Source organism: Saccharothrix coeruleofusca, from assembly GCF_017876325.1.
GTDB lineage: Bacteria > Actinomycetota > Actinomycetes > Mycobacteriales > Pseudonocardiaceae > Actinosynnema > Actinosynnema coeruleofuscum.
Map to the genome: position 1 here is coordinate 331,482 of NZ_JAGINV010000001.1, position 17,806 is coordinate 349,287.

At 73.2% G+C, this 17,806-nt stretch carries 17 protein-coding genes and 1 pseudogene; 9 read left to right on the forward strand and 9 right to left on the reverse strand.

The genetic code is table 11. The features are described 5' to 3' along the window. Positions 1–45: 45 nt before the first annotated feature. The 4 genes from JOF41_RS01620 to JOF41_RS01635 all read right to left on the reverse strand — a co-directional run bounded on the left by JOF41_RS01620 (position 46) and on the right by JOF41_RS01635 (position 5,206). Entirely contained in the window at positions 46–1,641 is a 1,596-nt protein-coding gene (locus JOF41_RS01620; RefSeq protein WP_189222170.1) for a glycoside hydrolase family 13 protein, read from the reverse strand. 57 nt (positions 1,642–1,698) lie between these two features. Further along, a complete protein-coding gene (locus JOF41_RS01625) occupies positions 1,699–2,082 on the reverse strand; it encodes a globin (protein ID WP_209615572.1) in 384 nt (127 codons plus the stop codon). A gap of 88 nt (positions 2,083–2,170) precedes the next feature. Continuing rightward, positions 2,171–3,055, reverse strand: a complete 885-nt coding sequence (locus JOF41_RS01630) for a mechanosensitive ion channel family protein (protein WP_372448462.1) — start codon at positions 3,053–3,055, stop codon at positions 2,171–2,173. A gap of 24 nt (positions 3,056–3,079) precedes the next feature. Continuing rightward, positions 3,080–5,206, reverse strand: coding sequence for a prolyl oligopeptidase family serine peptidase (locus JOF41_RS01635; protein ID WP_209615574.1), 2,127 nt, complete (start codon positions 5,204–5,206; stop codon positions 3,080–3,082). A gap of 152 nt (positions 5,207–5,358) precedes the next feature. On the opposite strand from JOF41_RS01635, the gene JOF41_RS01640 reads away from it, so the two are divergent. Beyond that, entirely contained in the window at positions 5,359–6,018 is a 660-nt protein-coding gene (locus tag JOF41_RS01640; RefSeq protein WP_229795166.1) for an HNH endonuclease, read from the forward strand. 1 nt (position 6,019) lies between these two features. On the opposite strand, the gene JOF41_RS01645 is transcribed toward JOF41_RS01640, so the two are convergent. After that, positions 6,020–6,439: a hypothetical protein gene (locus JOF41_RS01645; protein WP_209615576.1), complete on the reverse strand. Its 420-nt coding sequence runs from the start codon at positions 6,437–6,439 to the stop codon at positions 6,020–6,022. 260 nt (positions 6,440–6,699) lie between these two features. Here JOF41_RS01645 and JOF41_RS01650 point away from each other — a divergent pair, with 260 nt between their 5' ends. Genes JOF41_RS01650 through JOF41_RS01660 form a run of 3 tightly spaced genes read left to right on the forward strand, consistent with a single transcriptional unit; the run spans position 6,700 to position 8,677 of the window. Next, positions 6,700–7,932: an MFS transporter gene (locus tag JOF41_RS01650; RefSeq protein WP_209615578.1), complete on the forward strand. Its 1,233-nt coding sequence runs from the start codon at positions 6,700–6,702 to the stop codon at positions 7,930–7,932. Between the two features lie 27 nt (positions 7,933–7,959). Continuing rightward, a complete protein-coding gene (ctaJ, locus tag JOF41_RS01655; protein WP_189222166.1) occupies positions 7,960–8,208 on the forward strand; it encodes an aa3-type cytochrome oxidase subunit CtaJ in 249 nt (82 codons plus the stop codon). Further along, the gene (locus tag JOF41_RS01660; RefSeq protein ID WP_209615579.1) at positions 8,195–8,677 is read left to right on the forward strand and encodes a DUF5130 family protein; all 483 of its coding nucleotides are present in this window, start codon (positions 8,195–8,197) and stop codon (positions 8,675–8,677) included. The genes ctaJ and JOF41_RS01660 overlap by 14 nt, the downstream gene beginning before the upstream one ends. A gap of 52 nt (positions 8,678–8,729) precedes the next feature. Here the strand turns inward: JOF41_RS01660 and JOF41_RS01665 are convergent, their stop codons facing one another. Both JOF41_RS01665 and pepN read right to left on the reverse strand, forming a co-directional pair. Further along, the gene (locus JOF41_RS01665) at positions 8,730–9,380 is read right to left on the reverse strand and encodes a response regulator (RefSeq protein ID WP_209615583.1); all 651 of its coding nucleotides are present in this window, start codon (positions 9,378–9,380) and stop codon (positions 8,730–8,732) included. An 88-nt stretch (positions 9,381–9,468) separates the two neighbouring features. Then, positions 9,469–12,027, reverse strand: a complete 2,559-nt coding sequence (gene pepN / locus JOF41_RS01670) for an aminopeptidase N (protein WP_209615584.1) — start codon at positions 12,025–12,027, stop codon at positions 9,469–9,471. 219 nt (positions 12,028–12,246) lie between these two features. Here pepN and JOF41_RS01675 point away from each other — a divergent pair. Together JOF41_RS01675 and JOF41_RS01680 are read left to right on the forward strand one after the other, a co-directional pair. Next, positions 12,247–12,855: pseudogene (locus JOF41_RS01675) on the forward strand (mycothiol-dependent nitroreductase Rv2466c family protein); the annotation flags it as partial. A gap of 77 nt (positions 12,856–12,932) precedes the next feature. Beyond that, a complete protein-coding gene (locus tag JOF41_RS01680) occupies positions 12,933–14,288 on the forward strand; it encodes an aldehyde dehydrogenase family protein (RefSeq protein ID WP_307867168.1) in 1,356 nt (451 codons plus the stop codon). 3 nt (positions 14,289–14,291) lie between these two features. On the opposite strand, the gene JOF41_RS01685 is transcribed toward JOF41_RS01680, so the two are convergent. Next, positions 14,292–14,999 carry a 2-phosphosulfolactate phosphatase gene (locus JOF41_RS01685; protein ID WP_209615586.1) on the reverse strand — a complete coding sequence of 236 codons (708 nt, stop codon included), beginning with the start codon at positions 14,997–14,999 and terminating at the stop codon, positions 14,292–14,294. A gap of 28 nt (positions 15,000–15,027) precedes the next feature. On the opposite strand from JOF41_RS01685, the gene JOF41_RS01690 reads away from it, so the two are divergent. Genes JOF41_RS01690 through JOF41_RS01700 form a run of 3 tightly spaced genes read left to right on the forward strand, consistent with a single transcriptional unit; the run spans position 15,028 to position 16,953 of the window. Further along, positions 15,028–15,495, forward strand: a complete 468-nt coding sequence (locus JOF41_RS01690) for a ribose-5-phosphate isomerase (protein WP_189222578.1) — start codon at positions 15,028–15,030, stop codon at positions 15,493–15,495. Beyond that, entirely contained in the window at positions 15,495–16,160 is a 666-nt protein-coding gene (locus JOF41_RS01695; protein WP_209615587.1) for a hypothetical protein, read from the forward strand. The genes JOF41_RS01690 and JOF41_RS01695 overlap by 1 nt, the downstream gene beginning before the upstream one ends. Continuing rightward, entirely contained in the window at positions 16,153–16,953 is an 801-nt protein-coding gene (locus JOF41_RS01700; RefSeq protein WP_189222158.1) for an Fpg/Nei family DNA glycosylase, read from the forward strand. The genes JOF41_RS01695 and JOF41_RS01700 overlap by 8 nt, the downstream gene beginning before the upstream one ends. A gap of 61 nt (positions 16,954–17,014) precedes the next feature. Here JOF41_RS01700 and JOF41_RS01705 read toward each other — a convergent pair whose 3' ends face one another. After that, a complete protein-coding gene (locus JOF41_RS01705; protein WP_189222157.1) occupies positions 17,015–17,791 on the reverse strand; it encodes a hypothetical protein in 777 nt (258 codons plus the stop codon). Positions 17,792–17,806: the final 15 nt, after the last annotated feature.

A 17,806-nucleotide genomic window follows, 5' to 3' on the forward strand; every position in this document is an offset into this window, starting at 1 on the left:
CGTCGGCGTCCCACGGGGTGGCGCACCACCCCGTGGGACGCCGGGCTAGACCAGCCAGGCCGCGGTGTCCGGGGGCAGCTGGTCGCCGTCCATCGGCCCGCTGGCCAGCAGCACCCGGCCGGGGGGCAGCGGCACCGAGCCCGCCGAGGTGTTCAGCGCGCAGATCAGCCCACCACCCTTGCGCCGGAACGCCAGGCAGCCGGGGGGCGCGCCGTACCACTCCAGCTCGTCCCCGCCGATGGCCGGGTGCGTCTTGCGCAGCTCCAGCGCCTGCCGGTACAGCGAGAGCATCGAGTCCGGGTCCTCCAGCTGCCGCTCCGCGGTCAGCGGGCCCCACTCGTTGGGCTGCGGCAGCCAGGTGCTCGCGCTCTGCGAGAACCCGTACGGCGGCGCGGCGCCCTCCCACGGCAGCGGCACCCGGCAGCCGTCGCGGCCCCGGTCGGTGTGCCCGGAGCGCAGCCAGGTCGGGTCCTGCAGCGCCCACTCCGGCAGCTCCACGTTGGGCAGGCCCAGCTCCTCGCCGTTGTAGAGGTAGACCACGCCCGGCAGGGCCAGTTCGACCAGCGCCATCGCGCGGGCCCGCCGCGCGCCCAGGTCGCCGCCGCCGTAGCGGGTCACGTGCCGCACCACGTCGTGGTTGGACAGCGTCCAGGTCGGCGGGGTGCCCAGCGGCCGCACCGCGGCCAGCGAGTGCTCGATCGCCGCGCGCACCGCCTCGGCGTCGAACTCGGCCTCCACGAGCCGGAAGTTGAAGCCCAGGTGCAGCTCGTCGGGCCGGACGTAGCGGGCGAACCGCTCGTCGTCCTTGACCCAGATCTCGCCCACCGCCATCCGGCCGGGATAGGTGTCGATGACCTTGCGGATCATCCGGTGGTACTCGTGCACGCCGTCGTTGTCGAAGCGCGGGTCCAGCGCGTTGTCGTGCAGCACGCCGGGGCCCCGGTCGACCCGCAGGTCCATGTCGGGCAGCCCGAACGGCTTGGCCATGCCGTGCGCCACGTCGATGCGGAAGCCGTCCACCCCGCGGTCGAGCCAGAACCGCAGGGTGCGGGCCAGGTCGGCGGGCACCTCGGGGTTGTCCCAGTTCAGGTCGGGCTGCTCGGGGGCGAACAGGTGCAGGTACCACTGGCCGTCGGGCACCCGCGTCCACGCGGGCCCGCCGAACACGCTGGTCCAGTTGTTGGGCGGCTGGGAGCCGTCGATGCCGCGCCCGTCGCGGAAGATGTACCGGTCGCGCTCGGGGCTGCCGGGGGGCGACTGGAGCGCGGCCTGGAACCACTCGTGCCGGTCGCTGCTGTGGTTGGGCACCAGGTCCACGGTGATCCGCAGGTTGTGCTGGTGGGCCTCCTCGACCAGCCGGTCGAACGCGGCCAGGTCGCCGAACAGCGGGTCCACGTCGCGCGGGTCGGCCACGTCGTAGCCGTGGTCGGCCATCGGCGAGGTGTAGAAGGGGGTCAGCCACAGCGCGTCGACGCCCAGCAGCTCCAGGTAGCCCAGCCGGGAGCGGATGCCGTCGAGGTCGCCGACGCCGTCACCGTTGGAGTCGGCGAAGGAGCGCACGTAGATCTGGTAGAAGACGGCGTCACGCCACCAGGCGGACTCGTCGGCGATCTCGGGTCGGCGGTCGGAGGATCGTCGCACGAGGAGTCATCCTGCCATTCGTGGTGAGGTGGTCCGCCCCGTCCGGGGGATCGGGGATCACGCCCAGGTGTTCACGAGGCTGTTCGCGGCCATCTCCAGGTACCCCCACAGCTGTCGCCGATGCTCGGGTGAGAGATCCGCCTCGTCCACCGCGACCTTGATGCAGCGCAGCCAGGCGTCGCGCTGCTCGGGGCCGATGGTGAAGGGCATGTGCCGCATCCGCAGCCTCGGGTGGCCGCGCTGCTCGGAGTAGGTGTGCGGGCCGCCCCAGTACTGCATGAGGAACAGCCGGAAGCGCTCCTCGGCGGGGCCGAGGTCCTCCTCCGGGTACATGGGGCGCAGCACCGGGTCCTTGGCGACCTCTTCGTAGAAGCGCGCGACGATCCGGTGGAAGGTGTCGTACCCGCCCACCGCTTCGTAGAAGTTCTCCGGAGTGGTCACACAACCATCCTGCCTGGCTGGGGAATGGGGCGGTGCGCGAGGGTCGCGGCCCGCGCGCCCACCGTGGTGAACGCGCGGGCCGCGCCGGTTATGCCTTGAGGGAGACGCCCGCGTCCTCCAGGGCCGGCATGAGCTTGGCGCGCAGGGCGCGCTGCACCGCCCACTGCCGCCCCGGCCGCACCTTCACGGTGACCCGCATGGTGATCCCCTCCGGGGTCACCTTCTCCACGCCGAGCACGTCCGGCTCGGCGATCACGTCCTTGGCCAGCTGCTCCTCCGCGGTCGCCGACTTGGCGGCCCTGGACAGCACGTCGGTGACCTCGGCCAGGTTCGCGCCGTAGCCCAGCGGCAGGTCCACCACGGCCACCGCGAACCCCTGCGAGGAGTTGCCCACGCGCTGGATCTCGCCGTTGCGCACGTACCAGACGGTGCCGTTGGTGTCGCGGATCGTGGTGATGCGCAGGCCCACCGACTCCACGGTGCCCGTGGCGGGCCCGAGGTCGACGACGTCGCCGACGCCGTACTGGTCCTCCAGCATCATGAACATCCCGGACAGGAAGTCCTTGACCAGGTTCTGCGCGCCGAAGCCGATGGCGACGCCGAGGATGCCCGCCGAGGTCAGGATGGGGGCGACGTTCATCCCGAGCTCGGTGAGCACCTGGATGAACGCCACCCCGAACACGACGAACGTGACCATGGACTTGAGCACCGAGCCGATGGTCCTGGCCCGCTGCTCGCGCCGCTCGGAGACCAGCACGCCCAGGGCCTGCGGCGCGCGCTCGCGCAGCGGCTTGAGCAGCCTGGGCTTGCGCCCCTCGCCGGAGCCCCTGGTCAGTCGGTCGATCAGCCGCCGCAGCAGGAACCGGACCACCACCGCGATCACCACCGTGAGCGCGATGCGCAGCGCGCCCTCGGCCATCCTCGGCCCGTTGGTCAGCCACCACTCGACGGCGAGCGTCGACTTCACGTCCACGTGCCCAGTCCTCCAAACTCCCGACTACAACTCCGGCCCGGCCAGGTCCGGCCCGGTCAGCTCCAGCCCGGTCGCCCAGGCCAGGAAGGTCAACTGGTCCACGGCCAGCCCGACCGACCGGCTCACCGACCGCCCCGCGTGCCCCACCTCGGTCTCCCGGCGCAGCAGCACCGGGTGCTTGGTCGGATCGCTCGCCGTGGCGTGCTGCAGCGCCGCGCACATCTTGCGGGCGTGGTTGGGGTCCACACGGCTGTCCGACTCGAAGACCGTGAACAGCACCGAAGGGTACTCAACCCCCTCCCGCACCCGGTGGTACGGCGAGTAGGACAGCAGCCACGCCAACTCCTCCGGCACGCTCGCGCTGCCGTACTCCTCAGCCCACAGCCGCCCCAGCAGGAAGTTCTCGTAGCGGACCATGTCCAGCAGTGGCGCTGAGCACACCACCGCCGCGTACAGCTCCGGGCGCTGGGTCAGCGCGGCCCCGACCAGCAGGCCCCCGTTGGACCCGCCCATGATCGCCAACTGCTCGGGCGTCGTCCACCCCTGTCCCACCAGGTGCTCGGCGGCGGCGTGGAAGTCGTCGAACACGTTCTGCTTGTGCTCGCGCATCCCGGCCCGGTGCCACTGCTCGCCCTCCTCGTCGCCGCCGCGCAGCGACGCGTGCGCCCACACCCCGCCCGCCTCGACCCAGGCCAGGGTGGTGGCGCTGTAGCCGGGACCGCGGCCGACGGCGAAACCGCCGTAGCCGGTCAGCAGCGCGGGCCGGGGCAGGTCGGGGGTCCGCCTGCCGGACACCACGAACATCCGCACCGCGGTGCCGTCCGCGGAGGTGTACTCGACCTGCTGGGTGGTCACCTCCGGCAGCTCCACCGCACCGGGGTTGGCCTCGTGCAGCGTCGTCTCACCGGTGGACAGCGAGAACCGGTGCACCGACAGCGGCGTGACGAAGTCCGACCAGCCGAACCACAGCACGTCCCGGTCCGCGTCGGTGGCCGGGTCGGTGGTGGACCAGCCGTGCAGCGAGCCGGTGCCGGGCAGCGGGACCTCGCCGAGGTGCCGCCCGGTCGCCGGGTCGTGCAGGTGCAGCTCGGACACCGCGTGCCGGGTGCGCAGCAGCACCAGGGAGCCGTCCAGCCAGGTGGCGGCGTCGAGCACCGAGTCGGGCTGCTCGGCGACCAGCTCGGTCCACTCGGTGGGCCGCTCGGGGTCGGCCACGCACAGCCGGAACCGCGGCGCGTCGAGGCTGGTGACCAGGTAGAGCCTGCCGTCGCGGCCGACCCAGGCGGTGCACTGGGCGCCCGCGTCGGCGGCCAGCACCTCGCGCGGCACGCCGTCGCCGCGCAGGTCGGCGATCCACACCGAGTCGCGGCGGACCGTGCCGGGCGAGCCGTTGATCAGCAGCCACCGCTTGTCCGGCGACAGCGACACGCCGTAGTAGTACGTGTGGTCCAGGCCGTCGCCGTGCACGGTGACGTCGGTGGCCGGGTCGGCGCCCACGCGGTGCCGGTACACGCGGCGGTGGAACAGCCGCTCGTCCTCGGGCAGCCCGGCCGGGTCGAGCCTGCGCACGTAGAAGAACTCCTCGCCGCCGGGCAGCCAGGCCACGGGGGAGTAGCGGCACCGGTCGATCGGGCCTTCGAGCACCTCGCCGGTGTCCACGTCCAGCACGTGCAGCAGGGAGTGCTCGTCGCCGCCGACGGAGACCTGGTAGGCCAGGCGGGTGCCCTCGGCGCTGGGCGACCAGGCGTCCAGCGTGGTGCGGCCGGACGGGTCGAGCGCGTTCACGTCCAGCAGCACGCGCTCGGAGCCGTCGCGTTCACGGACGTGGAGCACCGGGTGGTCTTGCTCGGGGTCGCGGCGGGTGAAGAACGCGCGGCCCGCGCGCCAGTGCGGCGCGCCCACCGCGCCGGTGCGCATCAGCTCGGCCAGCCGGGAGCCGAGCCGGTCGCGGCCGGGCAGCGCGTCGAGCCACGATCGGGTGAGGTCGTCCTGGGCCGCGGACCACTCCCGCGTGGCGGGCGAGGCCGGGTCTTCCAACCAGCGGTACGGGTCGGCCACGAGGTGCCCGTGCAGGTCTTCCACGAGGTCCTGACGTGGTGCGGCCGGGTAGGTGGTCGTCGCAGGCAGCGCTGCGCGGGAGGGCTGGGTCACCTCGCCGAGGGTACCGCCATGATGAAAACCATCACCGATAGGGAGTCGGTTCGCCGAATGTTCGGCCACGACTGCATGACACGTCACATATCACAGGTGATTTTTGGGGGTGATCTGTGGTCTGCTATGCCTGAACCGGTGGAGGTGGTCGCGTGCCAGACCGACAACCCACCCCGATCGGCGCCCTGGCGAACGCCGGGCTCGCGCCGGTGGCCCCGTCCGGCCAAAAACAGCCCGGTGTGCACGCTGTGGTCGACGGGGAGGGGAGCGGTTCGGCGAAGCCGGTGGTGTTCCCCTGGGGACGGAGAAAAGTACTGCTCCTCAACGCCACGTTCGAGCCGCTGACCGCGCTGCCGCTGCGGCGCGCGGTGGTGCTGGTGGTGTGCGGGAAGGCCGAGGTGGTGCACGGCGACCCGGCCGGGGCCGTGGTCCACTCCTCGACCTCGCAGGTCGTGGTGCCCTCGGTGATCAGGTTGAGCAACTACGTGCGCGTGCCGTACCGGGGCCGGGTTCCGCTGACCCGCGCCGGGCTGATGCACCGGGACCGGTACCGCTGCGCCTACTGCGGCGGGCGGGCCGAGACCATCGACCACGTGGTGCCGCGCAGCCGGGGTGGCCCCCACTCCTGGACCAACTGCGTGGCCTGCTGCGCGAAGTGCAACCACCGCAAGGCCGACAAGCTGCTGTCGGAGCTGGGGTGGCGGTTGCGCGTCGTGCCCAGCGCCCCGCGCGGGCCGCACTGGCGGCTGCTGGCGGGCGTCGCCGAGGCCGATCCGCTGTGGCTGCCCTACCTGGGGGAGCCCGCGGCGTAGCTCACGCGGCCAGTGCCAGGTCCTCGCGGTGCGCGGTGATGCGGACCGAGTCGCGTGCGGTGATGCGCACGGAGTCGCGTGCGGTGATGCGCACCGAGTCCCGTGCGGTGATGCGCACGGAGTCGCGTGCGGTGATGCGCACCGAGTCCCGTGCGGTGATGCGCACGGAGTCGCGTGCGGTGATGCGCACCGAGTCCCGTGCGGTGATGCGCACGGAGTCCAGCGCGCCGGTGATGCGGACCGAACCGAACGAGGTAATCCGAACGGAGTCGCGCGCGGTGATGCGAACGGAGTCGCGTGCGGTGATGCGCACCGAGCCGGATGCGGTCACGGAGCGCTGAACAGACGCGCCGGGCTGCGCCATTCGGGTGTAAGACGAACGAGTGAGGACAACGGCCTGAGCGGAGTTCGTGGTGTACATGTCGTGTCCTCCGAGACTCGGTGAGTGATAAATAGGATTCAGGAACGAATGCGCAAGACCCGTACAGGTGAAAAGCTAGAAGGCGGGGCGGCGGAGGACAAGACGCCAAACCGGCCGCCGTTCGCCTCCGTCCGGGTGCAGTCCGTCAGGGGGTACCCACTGCGACGGCGGAGCGGTTCCGTTCCTGCTTCCGGTTCGCCTCGGCACGCTGCGTAACATCGCCTGATCCGGGAGTAGCTCACGTCATAGCGAGGTAGGCGGTGGAAGAACCGCTCCAGCGCACGGGGATCGGCACGCCGGGTTTCCGGCTGCTCACGGGCGCCTGGATCACCTCGCTGGTCGGCGACGGCGTGCGCACCGTGGCCCTGCCGCTCTACACCGCCGTCAGCACCCGCAGCCCGTTGGCCGCCTCGGCCGTGGCGGTCGCCGTGGCGCTGCCCTGGCTGGTGGTCGCCCTGCCCGCGGGTGTGCTGGTGGACCGCTGGCGCCCTGGACCGGTGCTGGCCGCCGCGCACGCCTTCCGCGCCGCGGTCACCGGGCTGCTGGCCTGGGCGGTGTTCGCCGACCGGGCCTCGGTCGCCGTGCTGTGCGCCGTCGGGTTCGTGCTGACCAGCGCCGAGTCCTTCGCCGACAGCGCCTCGCAGGTGCTGCTGGTGGAGCTGGCGGGCCCGGCCGACCTGGAGCGCGCCAACGGCCGGTTCGTCACCGCCGAGACCATCGGCATGGACCTGGCCGGGCCGCTCGCGGCCAGCGCCCTGTTCTGGTGGGAGCCCGCGGCCTGCTTCGCCCTGGACGCGCTGACGTTCGTGGTCGCGGCGGTCTGCGCGGCCCGGTTGCCCCCGGTCCGGCTGCCCCCGGTCGGGCCGCTCCCGGTCGGAACGCGGCGCCGCACCGGTCTCGGCGCGATCCGCGCCCAGCTCGTCGAGGGCCTCGCGCACCTGGCCCGCCACCCCGGCCTGCGGGTGCTGGTGCTCGCGGTCGGCGTCACCGCGCTGTGCGCCGCCGCGGTCAACGCGATGCTGGCGCTGTACGCGATCAACGTGCTGCGGCTGCCCGAGGCGGTGATGCCGTGGCTGGTGGTGGTGATCGCGGTCGGCTCGCTCGCGGGCGCGCGGCTGAGCCCGGCGCTGGCCGCCAGGCTGGGCGGCGGCCGGGTCATGGTCGGCGCGCTGGTGGTGCTCGGCCTGGCGTTCATCGCCTTCGGCGCGACCTCGGCGCTGCCGGTGGCGATCGCCGCGGTGCTGCTGTTCGGCCTGGCCGCGGCCACCTGGAACGTCCAGTCGGCCACCCGCAGGCAGCGGCTGACCCCCGCCCCGATGATGGGCCGGGTCACCAGCGCCTACCGGGTGCTGGCCTGGGGCCTGTCGCCGCTGGGGGCCGCGCTGGCGGGCCCGCTGGCCCAAGCGGTGTCCCTCGGCGCGGTCTACCTGGTGGCGGGAGGGGTCGTCGTGCTCACCGCGGTGGCGCTGGCACGCCCCCTCGCCCGGACGTGACGACGGCGATCGGTTACCGTAACCGCCGTGACGATCGTGGAGACCTTGCTCGTCTTCGCGCTGATCCCGCTGGCCATCTACGGCGTGATCGCGCTGCTGACGCTGAGGCGGAAGGCGACCCGCATCCAGCGGTACCGCCCAGGGCAGGAATGGGGCTACGCCCCGGTGTGGTGGAGCGCCAACCCGGCCGGGCTGCCGCAGACCCACCACGCCGTCGTCGTGGACACCCCGGCCGAGGGCCGGACCGCCAAGGGAGGCGCCCGTGGCAACTGGTGAGGTCATGCGCGCGGCGGTGGACCCGTCGCAGCTGGGGGTCGGCGAGGCGGTCACCGCCAGCGGCCGGATCTCCGTGGCGAGGATGCACACGCCGCAGGCGCCCACCGTGCCGTTCACCCCGGTCCAGCTGTCCAGCCTGGACGAGGCGCTGACCCTGGCCAGCCGCACCACCGGCCTGGACTTCAGCGTCTACCTGGGCGAGCTGGGCGGCGACACCCGCGCGCAGGCCGAGGCGCTGCACGCGTCCACCGCGCGCCCGACGCACGCGGTGCTGGTCGCGGTCTCGCCCGGCGAGCGCGTCGTGGAGATCGTGACCGGCGAGGAGTCGCACCGCAGGCTGCCCGACCGGGGGGCCAAGCTCGCGGTGATGAGCATGGTGGCCAGCTTCAAGGAGGGCGACCTGGCGGGTGGCCTGGTCAGCGGTCTGCGGATGCTGGCCGACCAGGCGGGGCACGCGCCGCGCTCCTGAGCGGATTTCCGCTGAAGGCCCCGGTGCCCGTCGCCGGGGCCTTCAGCGTGTTTCAGAGCAGGGCGAGCTTGCGGAAGTGCTCGGTCAGCTCCCACGGCGAGTTGGTGACCGCGTTCGCTCCCGCCGCGATGGCGCGCGCGCCCAGGGTCCGCTTGGCCCTGGCCCCGCAGTAGACGACGATGGGCACCGTCGGGTCCAGCTCGCGCAGCGCGGTCGCCAGCCGCACGCCCGCGTCCACCACCTCGGCACGCGCCATGTCGGTGACCACCAGCCGGTACCGGTTGGTGGCGAACAGCTCCAGCCCCTCGCGGGTGGAGGTCGCCGAGTCCACGCGGACCCCGTTGTCCTGGAGCTGCGCGATCTCCAGCACGTTGTTCTCCGGGTGGTCGTCCACCCACAGCACGCGCAGCGGCGCGGGCTCCTCGTCGGGCACCGCGGCCACGGCGGGCGAGCCGACCTGACCCGACGCCTCGCCGAGCGCCTCGCGCAGCGCGCTCACCTGCTTCCGCAGGTCGGCGATCGCCTCGTTCTGGGCCCGGTTCAGCACGCCGAGGGTGACCCGCTGGCCACCGATCTCCAGCGAGATCTCGCGCTCCCGAGCGGACCGCACCACCTCGCGCAGCGGGGTGCGGAACAGCAGGAGCAGCAGGAGCAGGATCAGCGGCCATAAGAGACTCGCCACCGCGTTGAGCATCTCCGCCATCCGCCGGAGGCTAGCGGTCGGTGGCACTGCGCGAGGGGATGAGCGGGCCGCGTCCCCCGAAAGAGGGACGCGGCCTCGGCGCAGCAGGTCAGGAGCGGTCGAACTCCTGCGCCGCCAGCGCCCGCACGATGCCCGCGCGGCCCTCGGAGACCAGCCTGCGCAGCGCGGGCGGGTGGTCGCCCGCCAGCCACTGGTCCGCCGCGGTCACCGTCTCCGGCCGGATCGACCAGGACGGGAACAGCCCGATCACCACCGACTGCGCGCGCTCGCTGGAGCGGCGGTCCCACACCCCCGCCACGTCGGCGAAGTAGCGCTCCACGTACGGCTGGAGCAGCTCCTTCTGGCCGGGGTGCTGGATGCCCGCGATGATCGCCTCGCTGACCGCGTTGGGCAGCTCGTCGTCGTTGACCGCGCGCTCCCACGCCTCGTCCTTGGCCTCGCGGGTGGGGCGCAGCGCGCGGGCGGACTGGGCGCGGCGGTGGCCGGTCGCGGTCGGGTCGCGCCGCTCCTCCGCCTCGATCTCGGGCAGGTCGGCCGCGCCGTGGGCGACCAGCGCCTGCAGCAGCCGCCACCGCAGGTCGGTGTCCACGTCCAGGCCGGGCAGCACGTCGGTGCCGTCCAGCCAGCCGCGCAGCACCGCCAGGGTGTCGGCGTCGAGCACCGAGGTCGCCAGCGCGTTGACGAACGCCAGCTGGTGGTCCGAACCCGCCTCGGCGGCCCGCGCCAGCTCCAGCGTCCTGGCCGTGAACCGCCGCCAGCCCTCCGCGCGCCAGGAGGCGTCGGCGTAGGAGGACAGCGCGGTCTGCGCCTGGAGCAGCAGCCGCTGCACCACGCCCACCTCGGTCTCCGCGTGCAGGCCGCCCAGCACCAGGTTGACGAAGTCGCGCGCCTTCAGCTCGGCCTCGCGGGTCATCTCCCACGCCGCCGACCAGCACAGCGTGCGCGGCAGCGGCTCGGCGATGTCGGCGATGTGGTCGACCAGCGCGGCCAGCGAGTCCGGGTCCAGCCGCATCGTGCAGTAGGTCAGGTCGTCGTCGTTGACCAGCACCAGCTTGCCGCGCGGCACGCCGACCAGCTGGGGCACCTCGGTGCGCTCGCCGGACACGTCCAGCTCCACCCGGTGCTTGCGCACCAGCTTGCCGCCCTCGTCGTCGTACACGCCGATGGCCAGCCGGTGCGTGCGCAGCTCGCCCGCGCCCGGCCGCGCGCCGCCCTGCAGCACCGCGAACTCGGTGAACCGGCCCTGCGCGTCCACGCTGAACTTGGGGCGCAGCAGGTTCAGGCCGGTGGTCTCCAGCCACTGCGCGCTCCACCACGACAGGTCGCGGCCCGACGCCTCCTCCAGCGCGCCGAGCAGGTCGGCCAGGGTGGCGTTGCCCCAGGAGTGCTTGGCGAAGTAGACCCGCAGGCCCGCCAGGAAGTTCTCCAGGCCGACGTAGGACACCAGCTGCTTGAGCACCGAGGCGCCCTTGGCGTAGGTGATGCCGTCGAAGTTGACCTCGACCGCCTGCACGTCGGGGATGTCCGCGGCCACCGGGTGGGTCGAGGGCAGCTGGTCCTGCCGGTAGGCCCAGGACTTCTCGATCTTGGCGAACGTGGTCCACGCGTGCACGTACTCCGTGGCCGACGCCTGGGCCAGCACCGAGGCCCAGGTGGCGAACGACTCGTTCAGCCACAGGTCGTCCCACCAGCGCATGGTCACCAGGTCGCCGAACCACATGTGCGCCATCTCGTGCAGCACGGTCTCGGCGCGCCGCTCGTAGAGGTAGCGGGTGACGCGGCTGCGGAAGACGTAGTCCTCCAGGAAGGTGACGCAGCCCGCGTTCTCCATCGCGCCCGCGTTGAACTCCGGCACGAAGCACTGGTCGTACTTGCCGAAGGGGTACTTCACCCCGAAGGCCCCGTGGTAGAAGCCGAAGCCCTGCTTGGTCTCGGTGAACAGCCGCTCGTGGTCCATGTGCGGGGCCAGCGAGGCGCGGCAGTAGATGCCCAGCGGGATGGTGGTCTCGCCGTCGGTGTACTCGTCCCGCCACTCGGCGTAAGGGCCCGCGACCAGCGCCACCAGATAAGTGGACATCGGCTTGGTGGTGGCGAACACGTGCCGTTCCGCGCCGCCGGGGGCGTCCTCAGTGGATTCCACCGCCGCGTTGGAGATGACCTTCCAGTGGCTCGGCGCGGTCACCGCGATGTCGTAGACCGCCTTGAGGTCGGGCTGGTCGAAGCAGGTGAACATGCGCTTGGCGTCGGCGGTCTCGAACTGCGAGTACAGGTAGACCTCGCCGTCGACCGGGTCGACGAACCGGTGCAGGCCCTCGCCGGTGTTCATGTACCGGCAGTCCGCCTCGACGGTCAGCTCGTTGTGCTCGGCCAGGTCGGGCAGCCGCAGGCCCTCCTCCTCGCGGTACCCCGAGACGTCCAGCTCGACGCCGTTGAGCACGGCCCGGTGCACCGTCGCGGCCACGATGTCGACCCACGTGGAGGCGCCCGCCGAGCGGCTGCGGAAGGCCACCGTCGTGGTGGAGCGGAACGTGTCCGAGCCGGGCTTGCCGCCCCCGTCGGTCAGGTCCAGCTCGATCCGGTAGGAGTCGACTTCCAGCAGCTGGGCGCGCTGCTGTGCCTGGTCGCGGGTGAGGTTGGGTGCCGCCACTGGTCACCTCGTCTGTCGTCGCCGGCAGGACTCGGCGCCGACGTCGTCGGTACGGGGATGGTGTCGCGTCGGTGAACACGACAGTCGCATCCAATCACGAGCCGCGGGGGGAAGTGGACTCCCTTCCGCGGGAACGCTGCGCGGGTGCCCGTCCTCGGCGACGATGGAGCCGCAGGGGGCGGAGTCCGCCACCGCCCGACGCCAGAAGGGCAACGCACCATGACGGCTGAAGGAGCCACCAAGGTCAACTTCTACTTCGACCCGGTCTGCCCGTTCGCCTGGATCGCCTCGCGCTGGATACTGGAAGTGGAGTCGCAGCGCGACATCGACCTCGACTTCCACGTGATGAGCTTGTCAGTGCTGAACGAGGGCCGCGACCTGGACGAGCGCTACCGCGACGCGATGGACCGCGCGTGGGGCCCGGTCCGGGTGAGCATCGCCGCTGCCAAGCACCACGGCGACGCGGTGCTGCGCGACCTCTACACGGCGATGGGCACGCGCATCCACAACGAGGGCAACAGCGACTACGACGCCGTCATCGAGCTCGCCCTGGCGGACGTCGGCCTGCCCGCCGAGCTGGCCGAGGCCGCGCGCTCGGCCGAGTACGACGAGGACCTGCGGGCCAGCCACCACCGGGGCATGGACCCGGTGGGCATGGACGTGGGCACGCCGACCATCCACATCGACGGGGTGGCCTTCTTCGGGCCGGTGCTGAGCAGGATCCCTCGCGGCGAGGACGCGGTGAGGGTTTTCGACGGCGCTCGGGCGCTGACCAGCTTCCCGCAGTTCTTCGAGCTCAAGCGCACCAGGACGGGGACGCTGGACTTCTCGTTAGCCCTCGGGGCAGGATGTGACACGTTGGGCCGTTCAGGGCTTCGAAGTGTTACATCCCGTCGGGAGGGGTCGTGCTCCAGGTCGTCAACCCGACCACCGAGGAAGTCATCGGCGAGGTCGCCGAGGGCACGCCCGAGGACGTCGACGCCGCGGTGACCCGCGCCGCCGCGGCCTTCCCTGCGTGGGCGGCGACCCCGGTCGACGAGCGCGCGAAGCTGGCCAGGCGGGTCGCCGAGGAGCTGGCCGCGCGCGCCGACGAGTTCGCCGCCACCATGACCGCCGAGATGGGCACGCCCACCATGTTCGCCACGCGGGTGCAGGTGCCCAACCCGGTCGGCATCGCGCGCGGCGTGGCGGCGGCGCTGGAGGCGGGCTACTTCGCGGGCGAGGAGATCGGCAACTCGCTGGTGCTGCGCGAGCCGGTGGGCGTCGTGGGCGCCATCACCCCCTGGAACTTCCCGCTGCAGCAGATGGTCGCCAAGGTCGTGCCCGCGCTGGCGGCGGGCGACGTCGTGGTGCTCAAGCCCAGCGAGCTGGCGCCGGGGACGGCGGACCTGCTGGCCGAGGTGCTGCGCTCGCTGGACCTGCCCGAAGGGGTGTTCCAGGTGGTCCACGGCCTCGGGCCGGTGGTGGGGGAGGCGCTGGCCGCGCACCCCGCCGTGGACGCGGTGTCGTTCACCGGCTCCACCCGCGCCGGCCGCCGGGTGGCCGCGCTGGCCGCCGGGACGGTCAAGCGGGTGGCGCTGGAGCTGGGCGGCAAGTCCGCCAACGTGGTGCTCGACGACGCGGACCTGGCGCGCGCGGTGAAGATCGGCGTGGCCAACGCGTTCATGAACAACGGCCAGGCGTGCAGCGCGTGGACCCGGCTGCTGGTCCCCGCCGACCGGCACGACGAGGCGGTGGAGCTGGCCGTGGCCGCGGCGGCCAAGTACGAGCCGGGCGACCCGGCGCTGCCCGCGACCCGGCTCGGCCCCGCCGTCTCCGCCGCGCAGCGCGAGCGCGTGGTCGGCCACATCCGGTCCGGGATCGAGCAGGGGGCCCGGTTGGCCCTCGGCGGCGTGGAGCGGCCCACCGAGCGGGGCTTCCACGTCGCCCCCACCGTCTTCGGCGGCGTCACCCCGGAGATGTCCATCGCCCAGGAGGAGATCTTCGGCCCCGTGCTCTCGGTGATGCCCTACGCCGACGAGGACGACGCGGTCCGCATCGCCAACTCGACGATCTACGGGCTGGGCGGGGCGGTGTTCTCCGCCGACGAGGACCGCGCCCTGGCGGTGGCCAGGCGCCTGCGCACCGGGCAGGTCGACATCAACGGGGCGGCCTTCAACACCAGCGCGCCGTTCGGCGGCTACCGGCAGTCCGGCAACGGCCGGGAGTTCGGCCGCTTCGGGCTGGACGAGTTCACCGAGGTGAAGTCCATCCAGCGGTAGGGATCAGCGGGCGAGGTCGGTGAGCACGCCGTCGGCGAGCACGGGGACCGCCCGGCTCGCCCCGACCTCGCCCGCCAGCGCCACGTCGGCGGCGTGACCGGCCGCGGCCAGCTCGCGCCCGGACACGCACCCGGCCAGGAACTCCGCCACCGCGGCCCGCTCGAACACCCCCGCCGCCAGATCGGCCTCGACGGAGAGCGGGCCGTGCTCGCGCAGCGACGCCACCACGGCCCCCGCCCCCAGCAGGTCCTCCGCGCTCGGCCGCAGCGGGCCGCCGGAGGCGTCGGCGGCGATGCCCACCCCCCACCGCTCGCCCGCCGGGACGACCCCGATCGGGCGGTCCCCGGCGATCGCCCCGGCCGCGCGGGCCACCGCCTCCGCGTTGCGCAGGCACCCGACCAGCACGGTCGCCCCGGTCCCCGCCGCCAGCCCGCACAGCGTCGCGCCGTTCGGGGAGGGCAGCTCCACCACGGCCCCGGCGGGCACGTCCACCAGCGAAGACGGCCGCAGGTTCCACCGCGACGGCGGCACCGCCGCCCGGTCCGACCAGGTCACCGGCCGCACCTCGGCCCCGCGACCCACCGCCACGTCCACCGCCGTGCTGAACGACAGCACGTCCACCACGACGAGCACGGCGCACTGCTCGCCCAGCGCGGCCACGCCCTCACCGCCCCACTCCAGGCGGACCCGGCTGCCCTGTTGTCCGAACACGCGCGCCAGGATGGCAGACTCCTGTGACGTGCGCGTCTACCTGGGATCGGACCACGCGGGCTTCGAGCTGAAGTCCCACCTCGTCAAGCACCTGACCGCCGCGGGCCACGACGTGGTCGACGTCGGCCCGGCGGTCTACGACGCCGAGGACGACTACCCGCCGTTCTGCATCGAGGCCGCCCGCCGCGTGGTGGCCGACGAGGGCAGCCTCGGCATCGTGGTCGGTGGATCGGGCAACGGCGAGCAGATCGCCGCGAACAAGGTGCCGGGCGCGCGCGCCGCGCTGGCCTACAGCGTCGAGACCGCCCAGCTCGCCCGCCAGCACAACAACGCCCAGCTCATCGGCGTGGGCGCGCGGATGCACTCCACCGAGGAGGCCACCGCGATCGTGGAGGCGTTCCTGGCTACCCCGTTCTCCGGGCAGGAGCGGCACGCCCGCCGGATCGACATGCTCAGCGAGTACGAGCGCACCGGCGAGGCCCCGGCCCTGCCCTGATGGCCTCCCTGCGCGAGCTGCTGTTCCGCGACATCGACGGCAACGGCACGACCGAGCCGTACGCGGTGATCGACGCGGGCGTCACCGACCGCCGCTACCTCGACCGGATTCCCGGCCTGCGCGAGGTGCTGGCCGACGACGCGGCCGAGGGCTACCACCGCTTCCTGGCCGTGGTCGCGCTGGCCAGCTGGGGCCACGCCCCGGTGTACCCGGTGGTGGCCGCGATCGCCGAGGCCGGGCGGCGCTCGCCCTGGTTCGGCCGCGTCACCGACGGCCGCGACCGCGACTACAGCTTCCCGACGCTGGCCGGTGCGGTCGCGGAGGGGCGCGCGCTCACCGACGATGAGCCCGCGCGGCTGACCGCGGTGCGCGCGTTGACCCGGAGGGCGGACGAGGTGTTCTTCCACTGGCAGCTGGCCTACGCGGCGGACGACCCGGCGCTGGCCGACGCCGTCGCCGAGGTGGTCGACCGGGGCCTGGCCCGCGACGACGAACCCGACTTCGACCGCTCCGTGCAGCTGGCCGACCTGTGCGCGGTGCTGGCCAGGCACGACCGGCCACGCGCCGAGGAGCTGGCCCACCGCCTGCTCGCGCGGGACTCCCGCACGGTGACGCGCACCCACCTGTGCTCGGTCGTGCCCTTCCGCGAGGTGACCGGTGCCTGAGGGCCACACGCTGCACCGGCTGGCCCGGCTGCACCACGAGCGCTACGCGGGCCACGTCGTCGAGGTCTCCAGCCCGCAGGGCCGCTTCGACGCCTCGGCGGTGGACGGCCGCGTCATGGTCGAGGCCGAGGCGCACGGCAAGCACCTGTTCCACGTCTACGGCCCGGACGCGGTCGTGCACGTCCACCTGGGCCTCTACGGCGTGTTCACCGAGTTCACCCACCCGGTGGTGGACCCGGTCGGCCAGGTGCGGATGCGCGTGGTCGGCCCGACGCACTGGACCGACCTGCGTGGCCCCAACCGGTGCGAGGTGCTCGACGAGGCCGCGGTGGACCGCCTGCGCGGCAGGCTGGGCCCGGACCCGCTGCGCGCCGACGCCGACCCCGAAGCGGCCTACCAGCGCGTCTCCCGGTCCAAGCAGTCCATCGCGCAGCTGCTGATGGACCAGGGCGTGCTGGCGGGCGTCGGCAACGTCTACCGCGCCGAGGTGCTGTTCCGGCACAACCTCGACCCGTTCACGCCGGGCGACCGCGTCGACCGGGCGCTGTGGGGGGAGCTGTGGGCCGACCTGGTCGCGCTGATGAGCGACGGCGTCCGGGACGGCTACATCGACACCGTGCGGCCCGAGCACCGGCCCGAGGTGATGGGCCGCCCGCCCAACCCGAACCGGCGCGGCGAGGTCTACGTCTACCGGCGCACCGGTGAGCCCTGCGTGCTGTGCGGGACGCCCGTGGCGACCGCGAAGCTGGCCGGGCGCAACCTCTACTGGTGCCCGAACTGCCAGAAGCCCTGAGACGGACGAAGGGGGGAGGCCGCGGCGGGCCTCCCCCCTTCTCCTCCCCCTCGACAATCGCTCAGAAGTCGAACCCGCCGAAGTCGCCGCCGAAATCCCCGCCGAAGTCGCCGCCACCGAAGTCGCCGCCCGCGTCACCACCGGCGTCACCACCGGCGTCGGCTCCCGCGTCACCGCCCGCGTCGCCACCGTCGGCGTTCATGCCGTCGGCGTACCCGTCCGCGTAGGCGACCCCGGCCATGCCCGAGAACATCGCGTTCATCAGCAGGAACGAACCCACGCCCCAGGCGCCCGCGACCAGCGCGGGCTTCCACCACGGCTCGCTGTACCAGCCCTGCGGCACCGGCCGCCCGGCCACCATGCCGCCGGGGTAGTAGTGCGGCGTGGCCTGACCCGGCCGCGGCGAGGCGGCGTAGTGGTGGCCCTGGACGTCGACCTGGCGCTCCTCGGTGACCCGCCCCGCGCGGCTCTGGCCGGTGAGGTCGGGCAGCTCGGGACCGGGGTCCATGCCCATCGCGGTGCGCGCCGCGCGCACGTAGTACAGGCCCTCCATGGCGGTCTGCGTGACCAGCCGGGCCTGCTCCACCGTCCGCGCCTGCTCCATCTGCGAGCCCGCCGCGGTGAACCGCTCGGAGGCGTCCGCCAGCGCCTGCTGGGAGGCGGTGTCGGTGCCGGTCAGGCTCATCACCTGGCCGCCCAGCCGCTCCACCCAGCGGCGGGCGTCGGCCTGCGCGTCCTCCAGCTCCCGCTGCCGGGCCGCGGCGCGGTTGCGGGCGACGAGCAGACCTGCGCCGACCACCACGACGAGCAGCACGAGCAGCACCAGACCGGTGCCCACGGTTCCTCCCGGAGA